This window comes from Yersinia sp. 2541 StPb PI, from assembly GCF_052217145.1.
GTDB lineage: Bacteria > Pseudomonadota > Gammaproteobacteria > Enterobacterales > Enterobacteriaceae > Yersinia > Yersinia enterocolitica_E.
Genome location: NZ_JAZGQB010000001.1, coordinates 1,641,960 through 1,665,982, shown reverse-complemented (window position 1 = coordinate 1,665,982; position 24,023 = coordinate 1,641,960). Strand labels below are relative to the sequence as shown.

The following is a 24,023-nucleotide window of genomic DNA, read 5'->3' as shown; positions in this document are numbered from 1 at the left end:
AGCCTCTATTACCGTATAAGACTAACACCTTTGAGTAAAATCGGGAGGTTATCAGCGGATGAAATTAAGCAGTAAGAATACTATTCATTATCATCTGAATAAAAGAATATGCGGTAAATAATAGCCACTATAGCGCTGATAACCGCGTTAAAAATCAACCAGATAAATAATAAATAGCTAAACGTTTGAGATAAAGGAATCCCACGTTCACTCTTAAAGGGATTAAAATGGGGTAGCGGGACAATATGAAAAGGATTCAAGTTATATAACTTGAAAAAATAAGCGATCAAATAAGGAGGGATCAACAAATAAATAAGTGAGGCAATCACCAATATCACCCACAGCGACTTTTCATGTTTTGCTTTCTTCATATCAAAACTGCTGCCTTGACGGTTATGGGGATACCCCCGCCCGTGTACATTTCCGTTATGTATATCATACCAAACTTCATGGCCATTCACGCTCCCTCACAGAGATAGGCAAAATCAGGTGTTGGGCGCTGCCATCACCGCCCTTACCACTTATATAGATTAATTATAAATATATAATGAATTTATCTATTAAGATTGAAGTCGTTAAACTGTGTGCAATCTTTACAGAACACAGGACACAAACATGGCGACTTCTCATACTAAAGAACTCCCTCGAACACATCAGTTCCCCCTAAGCCGCTATATTGCGGGCTTGGTGTTAACCGGCGTGATTACCGGGTTGGCGCTCAACGTGGGTGATATGCCGTGGTTTATCAATATGGGGTTGGGGGCACTGACGCTGGCCATTTTGTTTGGCATCGTGGTCGGCAATACCTTGTATCCGTGGGTACAATCCGTCTGCTCTGATGGCGTCGTCTTCGCCAAACAGCATTTATTGCGTCTGGGTATCATTTTATACGGCTTCCGGCTGACCTTTCAACAAGTGGCGGATGTGGGGGCTACCGGTATGGTTATTGACCTTTTGACCCTCAGTTCAACCTTTGTGCTGGCATGTTGGCTGGGTAAACGGGTATTTGGTCTGGACCAGCAAACCGTAATGTTAATTGGTGCCGGTAGCAGTATTTGTGGCGCCGCAGCTATTATGGCCACCGAGCCGGTGCTAAAAGCTGATGCCAGCAAAGTGGCGGTTGCTGTCGCCACTGTGGTGATTTTCGGCACGCTCGCCATTTTTGTCTACCCATGGTTGTATCAGCTAAACCTGCATTACCAATGGTTGCCGTTTAGTCAGGAAACCTTTGGTATTTTTGCCGGTTCAACGATTCATGAGGTCGCACAGGTGGTTGCCGCCGGGCATGCCATCGGTGATCAAACTGAAAACGCCGCCGTGATTACTAAAATGATCCGGGTAATGATGCTGGCTCCATTCCTGTTGTTACTCTCAGCCTATTTGGCGCGTTGCAACATCAAAGCCGGCAGTGAAAAACGGGAAAAAAGTGCCATCACTATTCCTTGGTTTGCAGTGATATTTATTCTGATGGCCGGGTTTAACTCACTGAATCTATTACCTGCGGCATGGGTGAATCACCTGATTACACTGGACACCATTTTGCTGGCGATGGCGATGGCCGCACTCGGACTGACCACTCATGTGGGCTCTATCCGTCAGGCTGGGGTAAAACCGTTATTATTGGCACTGCTGCTGTTTGTCTGGCTGATAGTCGGTGGGACCGGCATCAATTTGCTGGTGCAACATATCGCGGCATAAAACATGTCACTTCAGGGCCGCTCGCGGCCCTTTTCTTTTCCTTGCAGCTTCGCCCATTCAATCATGGCGTTATCAGTGCCATAATGGCCCGGTTATCAAAGGAGAATGGAATGAAATTTGTCGGTGCACATGTCAGCGCAGCAGGTGGTGTAGACCAGGCTGTTATTCGGGCGCACGAACTTGAGGCCACCGCCTTTGCCCTGTTTACCAAGAATCAACGTCAGTGGCGTGCCGCACCGCTGGCAGAAGATGTGATAGAGAAGTTCAAGCAAGCTTGTGAGCTATACGGTTATAGCTCCGCTCAAATTCTGCCACATGACAGCTATCTGATTAATCTGGGCCATCCCGTCACTGAAGCGCTAGAGAAATCCCGCGAAGCCTTTATCGACGAGATAGCCCGCTGTCAACAACTGGGGCTGTCATTACTGAATTTCCACCCAGGCAGCCATTTACTGCAAATTGATGAAGATAAGTGTCTGGCACGTATTGCCGAATCTATCAATATGGCGCTCGATGTCAGTGAAGGGGTGACAGCGGTGATTGAAAACACCGCCGGTCAGGGCAGTAATCTGGGGTTTAAGTTTGAGCACCTGGCCGCCATCATTGATGGGGTGGAAGATAAGAGCCGCGTCGGTGTCTGCATTGATACTTGCCATGCTTTTGCTGCCGGTTATGATCTGCGCACGGAAGAAGATTGCGAACATACCTTCAAGCAACTTAGCGATATCGTCGGGTTTCAGTATCTGCGCGGTATGCATCTTAATGATGCGAAAAGTGAATTTAACAGCCGGGTCGATCGACACCACAGTCTCGGTGAGGGCAATATTGGTAAAACCGTGTTCAGCTATATTATGCGTGATCCCCGTTTTGATAATATCCCGCTGATTTTAGAAACGGTCAATCCTGATATTTGGGCTGAAGAGATAGCCTGGCTGAAGTCACAAGCTGAACTCACAAGCTAACGTTTAGCTGAATGGTATTTAGCCGAATCACAGTGAGTAAACATAAAAAAAACCGGCACATAAGGCCGGTTTTTTATGGGTGAAGCTTATGATGCCAGACTTATGCCGCTTTTGCGACCACGACATCAGCGCGTTTCAACATCGCATACAGACCACCGGCCAATACGGTACCGGCAATGATTGCCACCAGATACAGCAGCACCGGATGAATTGCCCCAGGGATCAGTAACACGAACAAACCACCGTGTGGGGCCATCAGTTGCGCACCGAATGCCATAGACAATGCACCTGTCAGCGCACCACCGGCGATACAGCACGGCAAGACACGCATCGGGTCACGGGCAGCAAACGGAATTGCCCCTTCAGAGATAAAGCACAGCCCCAGAACCAGTGCAGCCTTGCCCCCTTCCTGCTCACCTTTGTCAAACTTGTGACGTGCCAACAGTGTTGCTAGTCCCATCGCCAGCGGAGGAACCATCCCTGCGGCCATGATAGCGGCCATCGGCGCGTAAACAGAAGAACTCAGGAGTGCCACACCAAACGCGTAGGCGGCTTTGTTCACCGGCCCCCCCATATCGGTACACATCATGGCGCCGAGGATAGCCCCCAACAACACGGCATTGGCGGTACCCATGGATTGCAGCCAGTTAGTCAGACCTGACATGATTTTTGCCACCGGCGTACCGACCACATAAATCATAATCAAACCCACTATCAGACTCGCTACCAGTGGAATAATCAATATCGGTTTAAGTGCTTCCATACTTTGCGGCAAACGCAGCTTAGTGCTGATTGCTTTCGCCACATAACCGGCCAGGAAACCTGCGATAATACCGCCGAGGAAACCCGCCCCGGTACTCACTGCCAACATCCCGCCAATCAAGCCTGGGGTCAGACCCGGACGATCAGCAATTGAGAATGCAATGAAACCGGCCAGAACAGGTACCATCAGCGCAAAAGCAGAACCGCCACCAATTTGCATCAAGGCGGCAGCCAATGTGCCTTTCACTTCAAAGGCTTTAATACCGAACACAAATGACAGGGCAATACACAAGCCGCCAGCAACCACCATCGGCAACATGTAAGACACACCGGTCAGCAGGTGACGATAAGGACCACCGGTTTCTGTTTTTTTGGTACCGGTGCTGCTGCCGGTTTTAGGCTGATAGACTTCAGCTTCAACCAGTGCTTTATCCAGTTCTTGTACGGTTTTCTTCAGCGCCAAACCTGTCGTGGTACGGTACATCGGTTTGCCAGCAAACTTATCCAAATCCACTTCAATATCCGCAGCAACAATCACCAGATCAGCCGCAGCCACTTCTTCTGGTGTAATTGCATTACCGGCACCAACGGAGCCTCGGGTTTCTACCTTCACCCACCAGCCACGTTTTTTCGCTTCACTTTCAATGGCTTCAGCAGCCATAAAGGTGTGTGCTACGCCTGTCGGGCAGGCGGTAATAGCCACAATACGTTTCGGGCCAGCCACCGTGGTGGTCGCGGGTGCGACAGCAACCGCAGCCTGGTAAGGTTTAGCCTGCGCAATGGCTTGCGCCAGGAAACCATCAGGATCGCGCACCGCTTTTTCCACATCACCGATATAGAGTTTTTTACCGTTCAGCGCACTGTCAGCCGGGGCTGATTGCCCGGCGACAATCACCAGCTCTGCATCAGTGGCATTCTCAACCCAGCTCAGTCCTGCTTTTGCCGCCGCAGCACCCAACATCAGTGTCGCAAGGTGGCCTCTGGCCTGCCCGAGCGAACTGTCTATTATTAGTAGCGTTTTCATTTCGCCTCCAGGGATTAATTAAAGGGTTTCAGGTCGACTCTTGCCATCATGGCTGCCAACTGCGGGCGATCCGTAATACCAACATTGCTCTGACTCACCGCCAAAGCTGCAACTGCTGTTGCCAGACGCAGCGTGTGCTCGCTGGACTCGCGCATTAACAAACCATAAATCAGGCCACCGACCATGGAGTCACCAGCACCGACGGTACTGACCACTTCACAGGCGGGTGGTTTTGCCAACCAGGCACCCGACGCATTGACCCATAATGCCCCTTCAGCCCCGAGAGAAATCACCACATGAGCAATCCCTTGATCACGCAGAGCGTGTGCAGCTTCTACCACATCACCCAATTCAGGTAATGGACGACCCGCCCAGATCTCCAGTTCACGACGATTGGGTTTCACCAACCAAGGTGAGGCTTTCAGGCCTGCGACCAATGCTTCACGACTGCTGTCGAAAATAATGCACGGGCATTGGCTACGCAGGCGTTTCATCCAATCGGTAAAGTCATCAGGGTTTACGCCCTCGGGCAAGCTACCACTGACCGCGACCATATCGAATTGCCCCAACCAGCTCAGCGAGTCAGTGACAAAACGATCCCAATCCGGTTTATTGACTTCAAAACCGGAGAAGTTGAAATCGGTCACTTCGCCATCTTTTTCTGTCAGTTTGACGTTAATGCGAGTACGGCCCGGTACCACCTGAAAGCGGTTAGCAATACCCAGCTCGCTGAATAACAGTTGAAAACCGTCTTGGTTATCTTTACCCAGGAAGCCACCGACCGTGACATCAATCCCTAGGTCTTTCAGCACCTTGGCAACATTAATCCCTTTACCAGCGGCATGCAGGCCGGCAGTTTTCACCAAATTAACTTCACCGCGTTCAATTTCAGGGCAAAAACCCACCAGATCATAAGCTGGGTTCAGCGTGATGGTTGCAACTCTTCTGCTCATGCTGCCCCCTCGCCCAAACCGGCGGCGATAGCTTCACCAATAGCATCCAATGCTGCTTGTGCATCTTCACCACTGGCGGTAAAGCGCAGGCGATTGCCTTTTTTAACCCCTAAAGCCACAACTTTCATCAGACTACGTCCATTAGCGGGTTTACCGGTGCCGTCCAGATTGGTCACGGTGATTTCACTGGTAAACTGTTTGATTGTATTGACTAAAATCGTCCCTGGGCGCGCATGTAACCCGTGTTCATTACGGATAGCAAACTCAGCGCTTAATACTTCATTCTGCTCGACATACTCACTGGTGAGCAACGCTAGCAAGGCGGCAGCATCAGCGTTCAGCAAAGCGTCAGCTTTTTTCGCCAACAGTAAATCACTTAAATAGTTCAATACCGACAGCGGTTGGTCATCGGCCACGGAGAGCGTCAGCAACAGCGCCACTTTTTCGCCATGGTGCTCAAATGCAGCTACCGGGCGGCTTACTGTGGCAGCACTGACCAAATTACCTTCAGTACTGTCGCTCAGCCAGATACCCTGTCCCAAATTGAGTGGCTCACGGGTAATGACATCGCTGACAAAATGAGCATCTACTGCGCCAATTTGTTGCAAGCGACCGGCATTCAGTGCTTGCAGCGTGATCAGATTGTCAGCCGCCACATCGATTGCGATCAGTGACGTGTCAAAATGGAATTCAGCGGTTTTTTGCTCACCCATCAGCAAACTGCGTAACTCTTCAGCCGAGGTAGTTTTCGCCAGACGTGCAGCAACGGCATCATCACTTAATACATGGGTCAGTTGGCGTAACAATGCCAGATGTTCATCTGAACGCGCGGCGATACCGATTACAATATAGGCGGTTTGATCTTCGCCCCATGCAATACCCTGCGGGAATTGGAAAACTTGCACACCGGTGTTTAGCACCAGGTCGCGAGTATCAGTGGTACCATGTGGAATGGCAATGCCATTACCCAGGTAAGTAGAGGTTTGCTGCTCGCGGGCCAGCATGCCATCGACATAAGCGGCGGCAACACAGCCAGCCTGAGTAAGTGCTGCAGCAACCTGAGTAATAGCATCGTTTTTGCTGTCTGCCTGTGCAGCCAGATGGATATCTTGCGTAGATAACTGGAACATAAATCTCCTCTCTTGCTGAAATTGAATCGTTTCAGCTTTAATGAGAAAAAGGAGCGTTACCCTTTATCATTTGGTGACGAGATAACGCTGAAACGTTTCAAGTAGTGTGTTTCCGACTGAGAATATATGCAAGTTTTCTGCTTCTATTCTTGATGGATTTTTGACAGCCCGCACATTTTCGTGGTGAATATAACTCCGTCAGCAGTAAAAAAACCATAATAGCTGATGGTTGCTGACCTTCATTTAACAGGAGTCCGTACAATGTCCGTTGCAGTCGGTGTGGGTGTCATTATCGTTAATCAACAAGGTGAGGTGTTACTGGGTAAACGTTGCGGTCAGCACGCCCCTTATTGGTCGATTCCCGGTGGTCACATGGAGGCTGGAGAGTCTTTTGAACAAGCCGCAAAACGTGAAATAGCCGAAGAAACAGGCTTAAATATCAAAGATATAAGTGTTATCGCGTTATGCAATAACATCGCCACCTGGCGCGCAGAAGGTAAACATACCGTTTCCGTTTGCTTGTTGGCGCAACACGCCGGTGGGCAGCCAGAGCTGAAAGAACCAGACAAGTGTCAGCAATGGCTATGGTGCAATCCGCGGGAATTACCCGAACCTCATTTTGAAGCCAGTCGTCATGCCATCGATTTATGGTTAAATAAGCAGTTCTATTATCCCTTCGACTAAAAAATAGCGCTATACCCGTCATACTTCAAGCTGCATGTGCGTTGGCTGCCATCACTCACCCGAGTCATTGAGTTATCTCAACTCCTTGGGTTCATTTCGTTGCCGCCTTCCTGTAACTTGAATTATTTAGGTTATATAACAAGGTATATAACCCTTTAATTCAGAGAGTTATTTGTGGTATAGCGCTAAAACTGACTGATACCTCGCATTTATATTCAGCAAATCTGAACTAATATTGCTAAATACCCCTAACGAGTTAGTCATCAGCACCAAATCCCCCTACAATAGACCTACTTATTTTATGGGAAATACTTATCGCTAGTGGATAAGGGTCTGTTGGCAGATTATCTGGCCTTTTGAGTATCGAGGCATTAGATAACTTCGTTTTACCAATAACTATTAGATATATTAAGTGGGGCAATTTATGAGCAAGAAACAAACTGGCTTCGTGAAGCGACGCCGGTGGGGATGGTTATGGCTCCTGCTGATCGGCATCATTATTGGTGCTGCACTATTAGCAGGTACCGCCACCGTCTTTCATAAAACCAGTGATACCGCGTTCTGCGTGTCCTGTCACACCATGCAACAGCCATTGGCTGAATATCAAGGCAGTGTCCACTTCCAAAACACCAAAGGCATCCGTGCTGAATGTGCTGACTGCCATGTGCCACACGAACCGCTTGATTATCTGTGGACCAAAATCCGCGCGGTCAAAGATATCTACGGTGAAATGGTTGGCACTATTAATACACCTGAGAAATATGAAGCCCATAAACTCGCCATGGCGCAGTCGGTATGGAAAACGCTAAAAGAGAATGACTCGGCCACTTGCCGCTCATGTCACAGCTTTGATGCGATGGATATCACCGGACAAAGTGCTGAAGCGCGGATTCAGCATCCGGTGGCAATTAAGCAAGGTGAAACCTGTATCGATTGCCATAAAGGTGTGGCCCATATCCTGCCGGATATGAGTGAGGTGACCCAGGCTGGCGCGGCAGAGTTGGCAACGGCGGCGGCACAAACACCCGCAACGGCGACCACTTTATATACCATCGCCACCGAGCCTTTCTTTATGAATGCTGGTGACAGCCATAACGCCGGTAACCTGATGCCCTCAACACAAGTTGAAGTGGTAAAACAGCAAGGTGATCAGGTGTTGGTTGATGTTAAAGGCTGGCAGCAAGATGGGGTGGCCGAAGTGTTCTATGCCGCACAAGGGAAACGTATTCTGAGTGTATTACTGGGCGAGGACGCACAAAAAGCGCTGAAAACATTGAATACGCAAACCGATGCAGAAACCAATCTGGTTTGGCATCAAGTTGCACTACAGGTGTGGTTATCTAAGAAACAACTCGTTGATGATCAACAGAAAATTTGGCGCTATGCCGCAGATATGATGTCGGCCAACTGTACCGGCTGCCACGGTTTAACCGCACTGGATCGCTTCAACGCTAACCAATGGATTGGGGTAATCAAAGGCATGGCACCACGCACCTCCCTGACTCAGGAACAGTTGCGTGTGATGACACAGTATGTACAAAAACATGCCAGTGATATGCCGGCCAAGCTGTAAATAAGAGGCGAAAATGACTAAATACGAACAACAACCGTTAGAAATGAGCCGCCGTCGCTTCTTACTCGGAACCAGCGCACTGGCTGTATTGCCTATCGTTGGTGGCCTGTGGCCCAAATCTGCATTAGCCCAAGCCATCAGTCAGGCATTACCTCAGTTTCTGGCACTGCGTCAGGCGCAAAAAGGTATTCTGACCGGCGCTCATTGGGGCGCATTTGAAGCTATCGTTGAGAACGGCCGGATGATCGGTGTGCAACCTGTCAAAGATGATCCATGGCCGAATGACCTGATCACTATGGCACCCTATCAGGTGCATGCCGATAACCGCATCAAATACCCGATGGTGCGTAAAAGTTGGTTGGAAGGCGGCCCCGGCAGCCATACCGAACTGCGTGGCCGGGATGAGTGGGTACGCGTCAGTTGGGATAAAGCCACTGAACTGGTATGCGGCGAAATTGTGCGGGTGCAGAAAGACCACGGTCCGCAAGCGCTGTACGCCGGATCTTATGGCTGGAAAAGTGTGGGGATGCTACATAACAGCCGCACGCTACTACAACGCTTAATGAACCTGAGTGGGGGTTTTTTGGGCTATGCCGGTGACTATTCAACCGGTGCGGCACAGGTGATTATGACCCACGTCATGGGGTCAATGGAGGTCTACGAACAGCAGACGGCCTGGCCAAACGTGGTAGATAACAGTGAACTGGTGATCCTCTGGGGCTGTAACCCAATGATCACCTTGAAAAACAGTTGGAATATCCCCGATCATGTGGGTCAAACTGGTTTTGAAGCGCTGAAAAAGAAAGGTACCAAAGTTATCAGTATTGATCCGGTGCATAACGACAGTGCTAAATTCACCAATGCACAATGGATTGCGCCACGGCCATATACCGACAGCGCCATGTTGATCGGTATCGCCCATACGCTATTGACAGAAAAACTGCATAATCCTGACTTTATAAAAACCTACACTATTGGTTTTGATAAATTCCAGGCCTATCTGCTCGGTGAAACTGACGGTCAGCCGAAAAACGCAGAATGGGCGGCGGATATCAGTGGTGTGGATGCCGATGTGTTGCGCCAACTGGCGCGAGATATGGCTAAACAGCGCACCATGATTATGGGGGGTTGGGGGATTCAACGTCAGCATCACGGTGAGCAGCAACACTGGTTACTGGTCACGGTCGCGGCAATGCTGGGCCAAATTGGCCTGCCGGGTGGCGGCTTTGGCTTCAGCTATCACTACTCCTCTGGCGGTAGCCCAACGGCCAAGGGCGGCATTTTACCGGGGATTTCTGCCGGGAGTGCACCGAAGAACTCACCATCGCCGATTCCAGTGGCGCGGATTGCCGAATGTTTGGCCAATCCAGGGAAAGTCATTGATTTCAATGGCACCAAAGTCACCTATCCAGATGTCAAAATGGTCTATGTGGCCGGTGGCAATACTTTCCATCAGCATCAGGATACCAACAATCTGGTGAAAGCCTGGCAGCACCCTGAAACCATTGTGGTTAACGAACCCTATTGGACCGCCACCGCCAAGCACGCCGATATTGTATTACCGGCGACCACCAGCTATGAGCGTAATGATCTGGAAATGGGCGGCGACTACTCACAACTTTATGTCTTCCCGATGCACCAGTGCGTACCGCCACAGCATGAAGCGCGTAATGATTTTGATATCTTCGCGGCGATGGCCACCAAGCTGGGGGTGATTGATGCCTTTACCGAGGGCAAAGATGAGACTCAGTGGCTGAAAGCGATGTACGACGATATGAAGTCACAGGCCCGTACCGCACGGGTCGCCCTGCCGCCATTCGATATGTTCTGGCAATCGAACAACTACATTCGCTTCCCTATCCCCGAAGCGAACCAGCAGTGGGTACGCTTTGCTGATTATCGTGACAATCCATTGCTCAACCCGCTGGGTACCCCATCTGGCAAGATTGAGATCTACTCCGATACTATCGCTAAAATGGAATACGCCGATTGTCAGGGGATCCCGACCTGGATGCCACCTCATGAATGGTATCGCGGGGTGGAAGCGAAGAAATATCCACTGTCGCTAAACACCGCACACCCAATCAACCGGCTGCATTCACAGTTAGATAACACACCACTACGTGAAAAATACGCCGTGGCCGATCGGGAAGCGATACTGATAAGCCCACAGGATGCCAAGGGGCGTAACATTGTTAATGGCGATTTAGTCCGTGCGTTCAATGACCGTGGGCAGATATTGGTAGGTGCTGTGGTATCTGAAGATGTACGTCCAGGGGTGGTGCGCATCAGCGAAGGGGCATGGTTTGACCCGGCGGATCCAGCGGTACCGGGTTCCCTTTGTAAGAACGGCAATATCAACTGCCTGACTTTCGATATTGGTTCTTCCAGTCTGGCGCAGGGTAACTGTGGGCAAATGGCGCAGCTTGAGATTGAGAAGTATACCGGACCGGTGCTGAAAAACACCGCGCATGCGGTTCCTGCTGGGGCTTAGCCACCAGAAGAACCAAGGGTTAAGCGTACCAACGGGCACTCCGGCGTTTCGCGTCGTTTACGGCCCGAACAGCACGCTTCCCCTTAGATTACTGACAAAGTCCCGGCCTATTGGCGGGGACTTTACTTTAATAGGGGTAGGCTAACAGGTGGTCAAGAGACGGTTTTTATTCCCCAACAAGGAGCACTTCAATCCCACCTTTTCGTAATCCATTCAAACTTTCCTCTGGAATACCTTTATCGGTGATAACCATATGTATGCGCTGGGTATCAATTATTTTATGCAGGCTGGAGCGGTTAAATTTACTGGAATCAGTGACCACAATGATGCGTTCCACGACTTCACACATTCGGCGATTTAGGCGAGCTTCGTCTTCATTATGCGTGCTCACACCGCGCTCAAGACTGATGGCGTCTACCCCCAGAAAAAGTATATCGAAATGATAATTTTGCAAGGACTGGTCAGCCTGATCCCCATAGAAGGAAAGGGACTGGCGGCGTAAGTGCCCTCCTGTCATCAGCAATTCCACGCCCTCAGCCTCAAGCAGCGCGTTCGCCACATTCATACCGTTTGTCATAGCAATGACCTCCTTATGATTACGCATATGACGCGCTATTTCATTAGTGGTCGTGCCCGAGTCTAGAATCACGCGGTGCCCAGGTTTAATCAGATTTGCAGCAACGCGAGCAATATCGCGTTTTAAAGAAATATTAAGGGAGCTTTTATCTTCTACCGTGGGTTCAACGCCAGGTGTGCCAGCATCACACACCAGCGCACCGCCGTATGCACGTACAGCAATCCCCTGCTTTTCCAGAAAGGCCAAATCGTTGCGGATAGTCACCGTAGAAACACCAAAGAATGACGATAAATCATTAACCTGAACACTTCCTTGCTGACGAAGCCGCTGAATGATCTGCTCACGCCTTTCACTGGTACCCGTTATACGCTTGTCCATTACTGAATCGGTATTGCTCATATCAGATCCTTCCCAAAAGCCTTTCGTTTCATTTCACTTTATCTATTAACACCTTTCTTTTGCCGGAAAGCAAGTCTTTACATCAGGCCAAACCGTGCTACCACCCGATAAAAAAGCCTTTCATTATGTTTCTTTTGCGAAACAGATCCCATTTCCATTATCTTTCGTTTTGTTTTTATCAACCCATAAAGCAGTATCAATGAAACAAACCGAAAGGCATAAGTAATCAAAACCCCATACGGAGAGGAAAGTGAAACATTTAACCGAGTTTGTGGCCGACCATAAGCACGATAAGCGATGTGGCATTTTTGCCGTCTGTTCTGCTCACCCATTGGTTCTGGAAGCAGCAATGCGCCACGCCCGGGACGCGCAATCCATCTTATTAATAGAAGCCACCTCCAATCAGGTGGATCAGTATGGCGGCTATACCGGTATGACCCCAGATGACTTCCGTGGTTTTGTTGAGCAAATGGCGGATAAACACCACTTCCCTCGCAATCAGTTGGTGTTAGGGGGCGATCATCTGGGGCCAAATCGCTGGCAAAACGCCCCAGCCGCAGAAGCGATGTTTCATGCAGAAGAACTTATTCGCCATTATGTCGCGGCTGGCTTTAAGAAAATTCACCTTGATTGCAGTATGTCTTGTGCGGATGACCCAGTGCCATTAACAGATGAAATCGTCGCCGGGAGAGCAGCAAGGCTTGCCTTAATTGCAGAACAGACCCGCAAGGAAAAACAAGGTTCGTCTGATCTGGTTTATGTTATTGGAACGGAAGTCCCTGTTCCAGGAGGAGCACATGAAACGCTGTCAACGCTGATGGTTACCTCTCCCCAAGCGGCAAAAGCAACGCTCGAGGCTCATCGTCATGCTTTTGAACAACAAGGTCTGCACGACCTGTGGCCACGCATTATCGGGCTAGTCGTCCAACCCGGTGTAGAATTCGATCATACTCATGTTATTGATTATCAACCTGAGAAATCTCTTGCTCTGAGCCAGACTATCGAAGAGTTTGACACGATGGTCTTTGAAGCTCACTCCACCGATTACCAAACTCCGCTCGCCCTACAACAGCTAGTTCAGCACCACTTTGCCATTTTGAAAGTGGGTCCGGCACTCACTTTCGCGTTACGTGAAGCGCTATTTTCACTGGCCGCTATCGAGCAGGAACTCCGCCCCGCATACCAATGTTCAGGGCTACGAGATGTGCTGGAAAGCGTCATGCAGGAACACCCGGAGCACTGGAAACAGCATTATCACGGTAATAACGATGAACGTCGTCTGGCGCGCGGCTACAGCTATTCTGATCGCGTTCGTTACTACTGGCCCGATCACCACATTGACGAGGCTTATGCTCGGTTAGTAAATAATTTAACGGACAAACCGCTGCCCTTGCCGTTGATCAGCCAGTATCTGCCACTTCAATACGTTAAGGTCCGTGAAGGCCGGCTCGCGGCAACACCGCACGAACTGATTATTGACCATATTCAGGATGTATTGCGCCAGTACCATGCAGCCTGCATGGGAACATCGTCATCCCATTAACACAATGATAATAAGGAATAAAACATGCCAAACATTGTATTAAGTCGTATTGATGAGCGCCTGATTCACGGCCAGGTTGGTGTTCAATGGGTTGGTTTTGCCGGAGCAAATCTGGTGTTGGTTGCCAATGATGAAGTTGCCGAAGATCAGGTTCAACAAAACCTGATGGAAATGGTTCTGGCAGAAGGGATTGCCGTGCGCTTCTGGCCACTGCAAAAAGTGATCGACAATATTCATCGTGCAACCGATCGGCAGAAAATTTTACTGGTCTGCAAAAGTCCCGAAGACTTTCTAACGCTGGTCAACGGTGACGTACCCGTGGCCCGAATCAATGTCGGCAACATGCATTATGCCGAAGGTAAACAACAAATAGCGAAAACCGTCTCTGTCGATGATCAGGATATTGCCGCTTTCTATGGCCTGAGAAAAGCAGGGGTGGAATGTTTTATTCAGGGCGTGCCGACCGAGCCCGCTCAGGATCTCTACAAACTCCTCTGAGGTATTTTCTATGGAAATTAGCTTATTACAGGCATCCGCGTTGGGGATTCTGGCCTTTATTGCTGGCTTGGATATGTTCAACGGCCTGACACATATGCACCGCCCGGTGGTCCTTGGGCCGTTGGTTGGCCTGATCCTTGGCGACCTTCATATGGGGATACTCACTGGTGGTACTCTGGAACTGGTCTGGATGGGGCTTGCTCCACTGGCCGGTGCCCAGCCGCCGAATGTGATTATCGGTACTATTGTCGGCACGGCTTTTGCTATTACTGCCGGTGTAAAACCGGAGGTCGCGGTTGGGGTTGCCGTGCCGTTCGCCGTGGCGGTGCAAATGGGCATCACCTTCTTGTTCTCTATCATGTCTGGTGTGATGGCGCGCTGCGACCGGATGGCGGCAAATGCGGATACCGACGGCATTGAACGCGTTAATTATCTGGCCCTGCTGGCTCTGGGGACGTTCTATTTTCTGTGTGCATTCTTGCCCATCTATTTTGGTGCTGAGCATGCGAAGACGGTCATTGATGTCTTGCCAGCCCGCCTGATAGATGGCCTTGGTGTCGCCGGTGGCATCATGCCTGCAATTGGCTTTGCCGTATTGCTGAAAATAATGATGAAAAACGTTTATATCCCCTACTTCATTCTTGGCTTTGTTGCTGCGGCCTGGCTGAAACTGCCGGTACTGGCGATTGCCGCCGCAGCCTTGGCAATGGCGTTAATCGATTTCATGCGTAAAGACTCAACTCCGCAGCAGACTTCCAGCACTCAGAAAGAGGAATTCGAAGATGGCATCTAATACTCAGGTTCTGCCAAGCGCTAACGTCACTGAAAAGCCGGTCATTGATAGCAACGACAATATCTATGAAGACCAAAGTATCGGTGCGGAGCTGACAAAGAAAGATATCAACCGCGTGGCATGGCGTTCCATGCTGCTGCAAGCCTCATTTAACTATGAGCGTATGCAGGCTTCCGGCTGGCTGTATGGCATATTGCCCGCGCTGAAAAAGATCCACACCAATAAAAATGATCTGGCGCGGGCGATGAAAGGCCATATGGGGTTCTTCAACACCCATCCTTTCTTGGTGACGTTTGTCATCGGCATCATACTGGCGATGGAACGTTCAAAACAGGATGTGAACAGTATTCAAAGTACGAAAATCGCCGTTGGTGCGCCACTGGGAGGGATTGGTGATGCGATGTTCTGGCTGACCTTGCTCCCCATCTGTGGCGGTATTGGAGCCAGTTTGGCTCTGCAAGGTTCGATCCTCGGCGCCATCGTATTTCTCGTGATGTTTAATGTCGTCCATCTTGGGCTTCGTTTCGGGCTTGCTCACTATGCCTATCGCATGGGTGTCGCGGCTATCCCGCTTATCAAAGCCAATACACTTAAAGTGGGGCGAGCGGCGTCTATCGTTGGGATGACGGTGATCGGTGCACTTGTCGCCACCTACGTTCGCTTGTCCACCACGCTTGAAATCACCGCAGGCGATGCTGTGGTTAAGCTACAAACCGATGTTATCGACAAACTGATGCCAGCCTTCCTTCCACTGGTATACACCCTCACGATGTACTGGTTAGTGCGCCGTGGCTGGAGCCCTCTGCGACTCATCGGGCTGACCGTGGTATTAGGCGTTGTTGGAAAATTTGGCCACTTTTTGTAAGCAAGAGGAAACTCCATGTTAAGCATTATTCTTAGCGGTCACGGTGGGTTTGCCACCGGACTGGAAAAAGCGATGAAACAAATACTTGGCGAACAACAGCAAGTGATAGCCATCGATTTTCCTGAAAGCTCCTCCACCGCGCTGCTTACCGCTCAGTTTGAAGAGGCGTTAGCTAATCTGGATGAAAAAGAAGGGCTAATTTTTTTGACGGATTTGCTCGGAGGTACCCCCTTCCGCGTGGCCTCGACGCTGGCAATGCAGAAAGCAGAACGTGAAGTGATCACCGGAGTAAATCTACAGCTTTTGCTGGAGATGGTGCTGGAGCGCGATGGCCTCAGTAGTAAAGAGTTTCGCCTTCAGGCGCTAGAGTGTGGTCACCGAGGGTTGACCAGTTTGGTGGACGAAATGGGCCGTTATCGCGAAGCCGCCCCTGTCGAGGAAGGAATATGACAGCACTGTTGCGGGCCAGACGGGTGCTAACCGAGCATGGCTGGCTCGACGATCATCAGTTACACATAGATGGCAACACCATCGTGGCCATCGAGCCAATCCCCGCAGGGGTTACGCTGCGCGACGTTGAACTACTGTGCCCAGCCTATATCGATATTCATGTCCACGGCGGTGATGGTGTCGATGTCATGGATGACTCGCCAGAGATACTGGATCAGTTGGCATTGTATAAAGCACGCGAAGGGGTGGGTGGCTGGTTGCCGACCACCGTCACCGCTCCCCTTGGGGAAATAGAGTGTGCACTGCGGCGTATTGCGCAGCGCTACCATCAAGGTGGACAAGGTGCGACGGTGTTGGGTAGCTATCTTGAAGGCCCTTACTTCACCCCGCAGAACAAAGGGGCACATCCACCGGAGCTGTTCCGTGAGCTGGACATTACCGAGCTAAATAGGTTGATTGACGTGTCACAAAACACATTACGTGTTGTGGCATTGGCACCTGAGAAATCGGGTGCGCTGGCGGCAATTAAGCATCTAAAAAGCCAGGGGATAAAGGTCATGCTCGGCCACAGCGCGGCGAACTATGAAGAAACTATTCGTGCGTTTGATGTGGGAGCCGATGGACTGGTGCATTGCTTTAACGGTATGACAGGTCTTCATCACCGTAATCCCGGCATGGTTGGCGCAGGGCTCACCGATAAGCGAGCATGGCTTGAGTTGATAGCAGATGGTCACCATGTTCACCCCGCAGTAATGAGCCTTTGCTGTAGCTGCGCCAAGCCTCGAATATTGCTGATAACCGATGCGATGAGCGCGGCTGGCATGCCTGATGGTGACTATGCGATTTGCGGTCATCCAGTAACAATGCAACAGGGTATTGTCTGTACTGCCTCTGGCGGGCTGGCCGGAAGTACACTTTCGTTGGATGCAGCGGTGCGAAATCTGGTCAATAACGTGGGTGTACCTGCTGCGGATGCAATTCATATGGCCTCGCTGCACCCTGCCAAAATGCTGGGGCTTGACCACAAATACGGCTCTCTATTGGCAGGCAAACGAGCCAACATTATCGCACTTGATTCACGGCTCATGCTACAAACCATTTGGATTGATGGACAACGAATCGTCCTGTAGACCTTTCATTATATATCACTTTGGTTTGTGGCCAATTCCGCCACAAACCTTTCCTTTCCTTTCTTTATGCTCTAACCCACTTATTAAATAAATATAATATATTCATATAAATCAATAAAATAAAAACAAAAAGCCCACTTTCAGATCACGTTTTTCGTTTTATTACTTTTCTTATATTGACCTTTCGTTTTCTTTTCTATAGATTTTCACTTAGACATAAAATTGATGAAATGAAATGAAACGAAAGATTGTCATGTTCTACTTTGTACTGACCCATTGAATATGTACTACTAAGGACTGAGTTATGAGCGAAACCCAATCTGCCGGTACTTGCGGCACATCAACCTGGACTGAAAAAGAGATCCGCCAGCAACCAGCAAGCTGGATCCGATCGTTAAAAAACATTGAACGTCAACGTAACGATATCGACACTTTCCTTGCGCCGCTCCTGCAAACATCTGACCTACAGATTGTCCTGACAGGTGCTGGTACCTCAGCATTTATCGGCGATATTATTGCGCCGTGGCTGTCGCGCCATAGCGAGAGAAATTTTGTCGCAGTGCCCACAACAGACCTCGTTACTAACCCTGCTGACTATTTATCTCCCCAGCGCCCGACACTGCTCATCTCCTTTGCACGCTCTGGTAACAGCCCTGAAAGCGTCGCCGCAGTGGACTTAGCCAACCAACTCGTCAGCCAGTGCCACCATCTGGTCATCACCTGCAATGAAGCCGGCAGCTTGTATCACAATGCGTTGAAAAGTGATAACGCACTGGCGCTGTTAATGCCAACCGAAACCCATGACCGTGGTTTCGCCATGACCAGTAGCATCAGCACCATGATGGCCAGTTGTTTGGCTGTCTTCGCCCCCGAGGTCATCAACAGCACCAGTTTTCAGGATGTAGCAACGCGCTGTAAGCAGATAGTTGCTTCGCAGGGCGACTTTAGCACTGCCGTATTTGGTGACCTTCCCTTTAAACGGATTGTTTACCTCGGCAGTGGCGGATTACAAGGCGTGGCGCGCGAATCAGCACTGAAAGTGCTGGAGCTAACGGCTGGTAAATTAGCGGCGTTTTATGAGTCCCCCACCGGCTTTCGCCACGGACCAAAATCACTGGTTAACGCTGAAACGCTGGTTGTGGTGTTTGTTTCAAGCCACCCTTATACCCGTCAATACGACCTCGATTTGCTGGCTGAGTTGCGCCGCGACCAACAAGCGATGCGCGTCGTAGCGATTTGTGCCGAATCCAGCCCAGAAATCGACGCAGGCCCGCATATTTTGTTACCCGCAGCCCGAGAATTTATTGATGTCGAACAGGCGTTCTGCTTCCTGATGTACACACAGATTTTCGCTCTCAGCGAATCTATCAAGGCAGGTATCGCCCCCGACACGCCTTCCGCCAGCGGCACGGTAAACCGTGTAGTGAAAGGCGTCGTTATTCATCCCTGGAAAGGCTGAGAGGATCACTACATGAGCATTATTTCTACCAAATATCTTTTGCAGGATGCGCAGGCTCGGCGCTACGCCGTACCTGCTTTTAATATCCATAACGCGGAAACCATTCAGGCCATTCTAGAAGTTTGCAAAGAGATGCAATCACCGGTGATCCTTGCAGGTACGCCCGGCACCTTTAAGCACATCGCTTTTGAAGAAATCTACGCACTGTGCGAAGCCTACTCTGAAAGTTATGGCATGCCGCTCGCGCTGCATCTCGATCATCACGAGTCACTGGACGATATCAGCCGCAAGGTCAACGCCGGTGTACGCAGTGCGATGATTGACGGTAGCCACTTCCCATTTGCTGAGAATGTGTCTCTGGTGAAGAGTGTCGTCGATTTTTGTCATCGCCACGATTGTAGCGTTGAAGCTGAGTTAGGGCGTCTGGGGGGGGTGGAAGACGATATGGATGTCGATGAGGAGAGTGCTTTTCTCACTGACCCACAAGAAGCGCGTCGCTTTGTGGAACTTACCGGTGTCGATAGCCTCGCGGTTGCGATCGGAACAGCCCACGGCCTGTACGCCAAACGGCCCAAAATTGATTTCCAGCGCCTGGCAGAAATCCATGAAACCGTCGATATTCCATTGGTTCTACATGGTGCAAGCGATGTCCCTGATGACTATGTCAGACGAGCCATTGAACTGGGTGTTTGCAAAGTAAACGTAGCAACTGAGTTGAAAATCGCCTTCGCAGCGGCGGTGAAAAAATGGTTTGGCGATAACCCGGAAGGTAACGACCCACGCTATTACATGCGCGTCGGTATGGATGCCATGAAAGACGTCGTGCGCAGTAAAATCATCGTCTGTGGATCAGCTAATAAGTTAATCCCCGAAACTGAAACCTCGCTATAAATCTTGTGTCATCAAAATGTTGCCCGGCTACCGTCGGGTAACATCATGAATTCTAATCATTATCAGACTCAAAGCACCGACTCAAAATGCAAATAACCTTTCTGGACCTCAAATAACAAGGATATCGTATGAGAACAATCATAAAGAGCTCGTTATTATTATTGCTGATGAGCAATGGCGCCTTTGCCTCCGAATACTTGCTGAATAACAATAAAATCTCCCTCTCTTTTGACGATACAAACTCAGCGGTGGTGATGAAAGATAAGCTTTCAGGCCACAAGCTTGCGCCGGTGGAGTTGTTCTTTCTAACACTGCCCAACGAAGAGGTTATTCACGCAGCCGATTTTAAAATTAAAAATGTCAGCCAAAAAGATGATGCAATTCATATCGACTATGAACATAAAGATTTTGATGTCACCGTGGTGCTCAACGTACTAAAAGGTCAATACGCCAGTATTGACTACCGTATTCAGGCCAAAGGTCAGGCACGGGATGTTGCGAAAATCACCTTCTTCCCAACCAAAGGGCAATCCCAGGCACCTTATGTGGACGGCGCAATTAATAGCTCCCCCATTATCGCTGACAGCTTCTTTATTCTGCCGGAAAAACCGATCGTCAATACCTATGCATATGAAACAACAACTAATCTGAATGTCGCGTTAAAAACACCGATTAAAATGGAGACGCCCGTCAGCTTCACCCTGTATTTCGGCACGTTTGAAGAAAACAACCAGTTGCGTCGCAGCTTTAACCAATTTATCAACAGCATGCGCGCGCGCCCATATCAACCCTACCTTCACTACAATAGCTGGATGGATATTGGTTTCTTCACCACCTACACCGAGCAAGAAGTACTCAACCGGATGGATACCTACGCCGACGAACTGATTAAAAAACGCGGGGTAAAACTTGATGGTTTTCTACTGGATGACGGCTGGGATGACCGCACCGGTAAATGGCTGTTCGGCCCAGCATTCAGTAAGGGATTCGGGGGAGTGAAACAGAAAGCTGACAGCTTACATACTTCGGTAGGTTTATGGCTGTCACCTTGGGGAGGCTATAACAAACCGCGCGATATTCGCGTCTCACATGCCAAAGAAAACGGCTTCGAAACCGTTGATGGGAAATTCGCACTCTCCGGCCCCAATTACTTCCGTAATTTTAATGAGCAAATCATTAAGCTTATCAAAAACGAACATATCACCTCCTTCAAGCTAGACGGTATGGGCAACGCCAATTCGTATATCCCAGGCAGCCAGTTCGCCTCTGACTTTGACGCCTCCATCGAGCTGATTAAAAACATGCGCGAGGCCAATAAAGATCTGTTTATCAACCTGACCACCGGCACCGATGCCAGCCCCTCATGGCTGTTCTACGCGGACGCTATCTGGCGTCAGGGCGATGATATCAACCTGTTTGGCAAAGGTTCCCCCGCTCAGCAATGGATGACCTACCGCGATGCTGAAACCTACCGTTCCATCGTGCGCAAAGGCCCGCTATTCCCGATAAACTCGCTGATGTACCACGGCATTGTTAGCGCGGAAAATGCCTATTTTGGGTTGGAAAAAGTGCAGACCGACCATGACTTTGCTGATCAGGTCTGGAGCTACTTTGCAACGGGAACCCAACTACAAGAGCTTTACATCACGCCGTCCATGTTAAATAACAACAAATGGGATACGCTGGCGACCGCCGCTAAATGGTCACGGAAAAATAGCGATGTGCTGGTTGATACCCATTGGATTGGCGGTGACCCTACGGCACTGGACGTTTATGGCTGGGCCTCGTGGAATAAAGATAAAGCGGTATTTGGATTGCGTAATCCATCCGACAAAGAACAAAGTTACTATTTAGATCTCACTAAAAACTTCGAAATTCCGAGCGGCGAAGCAACGAGCTTCACACTTAAAACGGTATATGGCACCAATGCAACTCTGCCACTCGATTACAGTAAGCCGGTGATTGTTACGCTAAAACCACTGGAAACACTCGTCATCGAAGCAACACCGATGGCTAATATGAAGTAACGCGCCTATCAGACCTGTCGTAATAATGCCGCCCGTTCTATCACGAAGGGGCGGTATCCGCTTCCAGCTTAATCAAATAGACCAACGCTTGTTCTCGGGTATCAGCGCACATCTCCCGCAATGCTTGTAAGCTGGCACATACTGCCGGGCGAGAAGGGGAATGAAAAATGGCGCAACGCATAGTCTCATCCAAATGCAGACAACGGGTATTGGCAGGCTTACCGAATGGCATACCGGGGATCGGGCTGGAAATAGAAGGAGCAATACAGCAGGCACCGCAATCTGAGCGACAGTCCATCAGCAGGCTCCTGTAGGCTGGTGGAATAACAGCAGACAATAGCAATCACCCCCATTAACTACCAGCACTATCCTTGCTCGGCGGTTTAATAACCGATCCATGCCATAGGCGGTGCTTTTCACCTCCGCACCATCAGTTCACTTTTTAACCGTTACAATCCCAGTTTGTACGATATTCAATCACAAGTTAATACCATTACCAGACTAATCACTGATCATATGATCGGCATGAGTATATTCGTCTGTTTACAGAATCCTCGCCAACATGTACCATTAAGCTAGTACAAAAGAACCACTAACCTATCATTTATAGCCCGCGTCATTAACGTTACAGCAAGGCAACAAATTCTGCTGTAGCGGCAAAGATGAAGGATATTTGGAGTTACCGATGTCGATGGATGTATCCCAACCGTTATCACGCCCTTCCGTTCTTGGCGGAGCGATGATAGTCGCCGGAACCGCTGTAGGTGCGGGAATGTTCTCAATCCCAATCGTCACAGCCGGGGTATGGTTCAGCGGCTCAGTAATACTGCTGATTTATACCTGGGCTTGTATGCTGATTTCTGGCTTGATGATTTTGGAAGCTAACCTGAACTACCCCACCGGGGCCAGCTTTCACACCATGGTACAAGACCTGCTGGGTAAGATCTGGAGTTCCATCAATGGATTGTCGATAACCTTTGTGCTCTACATCCTGACCTACGCCTATATCTCCGCCGGTGGCTCAATCATTTCTCACACCCTGCAAAATGTCGTGGGGATTGGTCAGACCGGTGCTGGCTTTATCTTTGTGTTATTGGTCGCATTTATCGTTTGGTTATCGACCCGCGCAGTGGATCGCTTAAGTACGATATTAATCGGCGGAATGGTAATTACATTTGTCATGTCGGTTGGTGACATGTTTAGCCATGTACAAAGTGCCATTCTATTCAATCAAACTGATAGCAGCGCCCACTATTTACCTTATGCGCTGGCCGCACTGCCCTACTTACTGACCTCATTTGGTTATCACGGTAATGTACCGGGGCTGGTGAAGTACTACCACAAAGACAGCAAAGCAGTGGTGCGCAGCCTGCTGTACGGCACCCTGATCGCGTTAATCATTTATGTCCTATGGCAGTATGCTATTCAAGGTAATATCGCCCGTGACGCCTTCAAACAGGTGATTGCTGACGGTGGCAACATCGGTAGCCTGCTAAAACAGATGGACACCATTTCGACCAGTCAGGCCACCAGCCAGTTACTCAATGCCTTCTCTTATATGGCGCTGGCTAGCTCATTCCTTGGGGTATCTCTGGGGTTGTTTGATTATATCGCCGACTTCTTTAAATTTAGTGATACCCGTAACGGGCGGACTAAATCAGCACTGATCACTTTTGTGCCACCGACCCTCGGTGCGCTGCTGTTCCCGAATGGTTTCTTATATGCCATTGGATTTGCCGGTTTAGCGGCTACCATTTGGGCGGTAATTGTGCCAGCGCTGATGGCGCGGGCCAGCCGTAAACGCTTCCCACTGGCTGTTTATCGTGCTCCCGGCGGGCGTTTGATGATTGGTTTTATCATCCTGTTTGGTTTGATCAATGCCATTACCCATATTGCCGCACTATTGGGTTGGTTACCGGTCTATAAATAGGGTCATTTTTACACCGGAATAACACTCTTTTTAGCGCTATCTCCAAAGCGTTTACTGTTGCCGCCAGGCCGCAAGCGAATACCCCCAGCGACTTCAAATATGGCGGCGATATTTGCTTGCCTGAAACTGGCGGCGCGAGTAACTTGTCGCAACTTATCTTCAATCCTGATTGGCGGTTAAT

At 49.7% G+C, this 24,023-nt stretch carries 22 protein-coding genes; 15 read left to right on the top strand and 7 right to left on the bottom strand.

The window, feature by feature from the left end:
* Positions 1-80 precede the first annotated feature (80 nt).
* Positions 81-461, bottom strand: coding sequence for a hypothetical protein (locus V1953_RS07355; RefSeq protein WP_442847709.1), 381 nt, complete (start codon positions 459-461; stop codon positions 81-83).
* Between the two features lie 154 nt (positions 462-615).
* Between V1953_RS07355 and V1953_RS07350 the strand changes: the two genes are divergently transcribed.
* Positions 616-1,698 (top strand): YeiH family protein, encoded by a 1,083-nt coding sequence (locus V1953_RS07350; RefSeq protein WP_442850801.1) that lies wholly within the window; start codon positions 616-618, stop codon positions 1,696-1,698.
* Positions 1,699-1,808: 110 nt separating this feature from the next.
* Positions 1,809-2,660 (top strand): deoxyribonuclease IV, encoded by an 852-nt coding sequence (nfo, locus tag V1953_RS07345; RefSeq protein ID WP_083158379.1) that lies wholly within the window; start codon positions 1,809-1,811, stop codon positions 2,658-2,660.
* A gap of 100 nt (positions 2,661-2,760) precedes the next feature.
* Here the strand turns inward: nfo and fruA are convergent, their stop codons facing one another.
* From fruA to fruB, 3 genes are read right to left on the bottom strand one after another with little or no spacing between them, the layout of a single operon-like run.
* On the bottom strand, positions 2,761-4,446 hold the full coding sequence (gene fruA / locus V1953_RS07340) for a PTS fructose transporter subunit IIBC (RefSeq protein WP_442850800.1): 1,686 nt from the start codon (positions 4,444-4,446) through the stop codon (positions 2,761-2,763).
* A 14-nt stretch (positions 4,447-4,460) separates the two neighbouring features.
* On the bottom strand, positions 4,461-5,399 hold the full coding sequence (gene fruK, locus V1953_RS07335) for a 1-phosphofructokinase (RefSeq protein WP_083158377.1): 939 nt from the start codon (positions 5,397-5,399) through the stop codon (positions 4,461-4,463).
* Positions 5,396-6,529 (bottom strand): fused PTS fructose transporter subunit IIA/HPr protein, encoded by a 1,134-nt coding sequence (fruB, locus tag V1953_RS07330; protein WP_083158376.1) that lies wholly within the window; start codon positions 6,527-6,529, stop codon positions 5,396-5,398. Before fruB ends, fruK begins: the two co-directional genes overlap by 4 nt.
* A 261-nt stretch (positions 6,530-6,790) precedes the next feature.
* Here fruB and V1953_RS07325 point away from each other — a divergent pair, with 261 nt between their 5' ends.
* The 3 genes from V1953_RS07325 to torA all read left to right on the top strand — a co-directional run bounded on the left by V1953_RS07325 (position 6,791) and on the right by torA (position 11,280).
* Complete coding sequence (locus V1953_RS07325; RefSeq protein WP_083158375.1) at positions 6,791-7,213, top strand: nucleotide triphosphate diphosphatase NUDT15; 423 nt, start codon at positions 6,791-6,793, stop codon at positions 7,211-7,213.
* Between the two features lie 424 nt (positions 7,214-7,637).
* The gene (locus tag V1953_RS07320) at positions 7,638-8,786 is read left to right on the top strand and encodes a NapC/NirT family cytochrome c (RefSeq protein WP_442850799.1); all 1,149 of its coding nucleotides are present in this window, start codon (positions 7,638-7,640) and stop codon (positions 8,784-8,786) included.
* Positions 8,787-8,799: 13 nt separating this feature from the next.
* Positions 8,800-11,280 carry a trimethylamine-N-oxide reductase TorA gene (gene torA, locus V1953_RS07315; RefSeq protein ID WP_083158373.1) on the top strand — a complete coding sequence of 827 codons (2,481 nt, stop codon included), beginning with the start codon at positions 8,800-8,802 and terminating at the stop codon, positions 11,278-11,280.
* A 166-nt stretch (positions 11,281-11,446) separates the two neighbouring features.
* On the opposite strand, the gene V1953_RS07310 is transcribed toward torA, so the two are convergent.
* The gene (locus V1953_RS07310; RefSeq protein WP_442820737.1) at positions 11,447-12,256 is read right to left on the bottom strand and encodes a DeoR family transcriptional regulator; all 810 of its coding nucleotides are present in this window, start codon (positions 12,254-12,256) and stop codon (positions 11,447-11,449) included.
* 250 nt (positions 12,257-12,506) lie between these two features.
* Between V1953_RS07310 and kbaZ the strand changes: the two genes are divergently transcribed.
* The 9 genes from kbaZ to V1953_RS07265 all read left to right on the top strand — a co-directional run bounded on the left by kbaZ (position 12,507) and on the right by V1953_RS07265 (position 21,912).
* A complete protein-coding gene (kbaZ, locus tag V1953_RS07305; protein ID WP_442820736.1) occupies positions 12,507-13,799 on the top strand; it encodes a tagatose-bisphosphate aldolase subunit KbaZ in 1,293 nt (430 codons plus the stop codon).
* 24 nt (positions 13,800-13,823) lie between these two features.
* Positions 13,824-14,297, top strand: coding sequence for a PTS N-acetylgalactosamine transporter subunit IIB (gene agaV / locus V1953_RS07300; protein ID WP_083158371.1), 474 nt, complete (start codon positions 13,824-13,826; stop codon positions 14,295-14,297).
* A 10-nt stretch (positions 14,298-14,307) separates the two neighbouring features.
* Positions 14,308-15,090 carry a PTS N-acetylgalactosamine transporter subunit IIC gene (gene agaW, locus V1953_RS07295; protein WP_005193049.1) on the top strand — a complete coding sequence of 261 codons (783 nt, stop codon included), beginning with the start codon at positions 14,308-14,310 and terminating at the stop codon, positions 15,088-15,090.
* Positions 15,080-15,955: a PTS N-acetylgalactosamine transporter subunit IID gene (gene agaE, locus V1953_RS07290; protein ID WP_083158369.1), complete on the top strand. Its 876-nt coding sequence runs from the start codon at positions 15,080-15,082 to the stop codon at positions 15,953-15,955. The genes agaW and agaE overlap by 11 nt, the downstream gene beginning before the upstream one ends.
* A gap of 15 nt (positions 15,956-15,970) precedes the next feature.
* Positions 15,971-16,405 carry a PTS galactosamine/N-acetylgalactosamine transporter subunit IIA gene (gene agaF, locus V1953_RS07285; RefSeq protein WP_005193054.1) on the top strand — a complete coding sequence of 145 codons (435 nt, stop codon included), beginning with the start codon at positions 15,971-15,973 and terminating at the stop codon, positions 16,403-16,405.
* Complete coding sequence (nagA, locus tag V1953_RS07280; RefSeq protein ID WP_442850798.1) at positions 16,402-17,535, top strand: N-acetylglucosamine-6-phosphate deacetylase; 1,134 nt, start codon at positions 16,402-16,404, stop codon at positions 17,533-17,535. Before agaF ends, nagA begins: the two co-directional genes overlap by 4 nt.
* Positions 17,536-17,839: 304 nt before the next feature.
* Positions 17,840-18,994 carry an SIS domain-containing protein gene (locus V1953_RS07275; protein WP_372569344.1) on the top strand — a complete coding sequence of 385 codons (1,155 nt, stop codon included), beginning with the start codon at positions 17,840-17,842 and terminating at the stop codon, positions 18,992-18,994.
* Between the two features lie 12 nt (positions 18,995-19,006).
* The gene (gene kbaY, locus V1953_RS07270; protein ID WP_042568261.1) at positions 19,007-19,885 is read left to right on the top strand and encodes a tagatose-bisphosphate aldolase subunit KbaY; all 879 of its coding nucleotides are present in this window, start codon (positions 19,007-19,009) and stop codon (positions 19,883-19,885) included.
* Positions 19,886-20,013: 128 nt separating this feature from the next.
* A complete protein-coding gene (locus V1953_RS07265; RefSeq protein ID WP_442850797.1) occupies positions 20,014-21,912 on the top strand; it encodes an enterotoxin in 1,899 nt (632 codons plus the stop codon).
* Positions 21,913-21,952: 40 nt separating this feature from the next.
* On the opposite strand, the gene V1953_RS07260 is transcribed toward V1953_RS07265, so the two are convergent.
* Entirely contained in the window at positions 21,953-22,210 is a 258-nt protein-coding gene (locus V1953_RS07260) for a YkgJ family cysteine cluster protein (RefSeq protein ID WP_083158365.1), read from the bottom strand.
* Between the two features lie 387 nt (positions 22,211-22,597).
* Here V1953_RS07260 and mtr point away from each other — a divergent pair, with 387 nt between their 5' ends.
* Positions 22,598-23,842 carry a tryptophan permease gene (gene mtr, locus V1953_RS07255; protein ID WP_372569346.1) on the top strand — a complete coding sequence of 415 codons (1,245 nt, stop codon included), beginning with the start codon at positions 22,598-22,600 and terminating at the stop codon, positions 23,840-23,842.
* A gap of 8 nt (positions 23,843-23,850) precedes the next feature.
* On the opposite strand, the gene V1953_RS07250 is transcribed toward mtr, so the two are convergent.
* A complete protein-coding gene (locus V1953_RS07250) occupies positions 23,851-23,994 on the bottom strand; it encodes a hypothetical protein (protein ID WP_193784630.1) in 144 nt (47 codons plus the stop codon).
* Positions 23,995-24,023 lie beyond the last annotated feature (29 nt).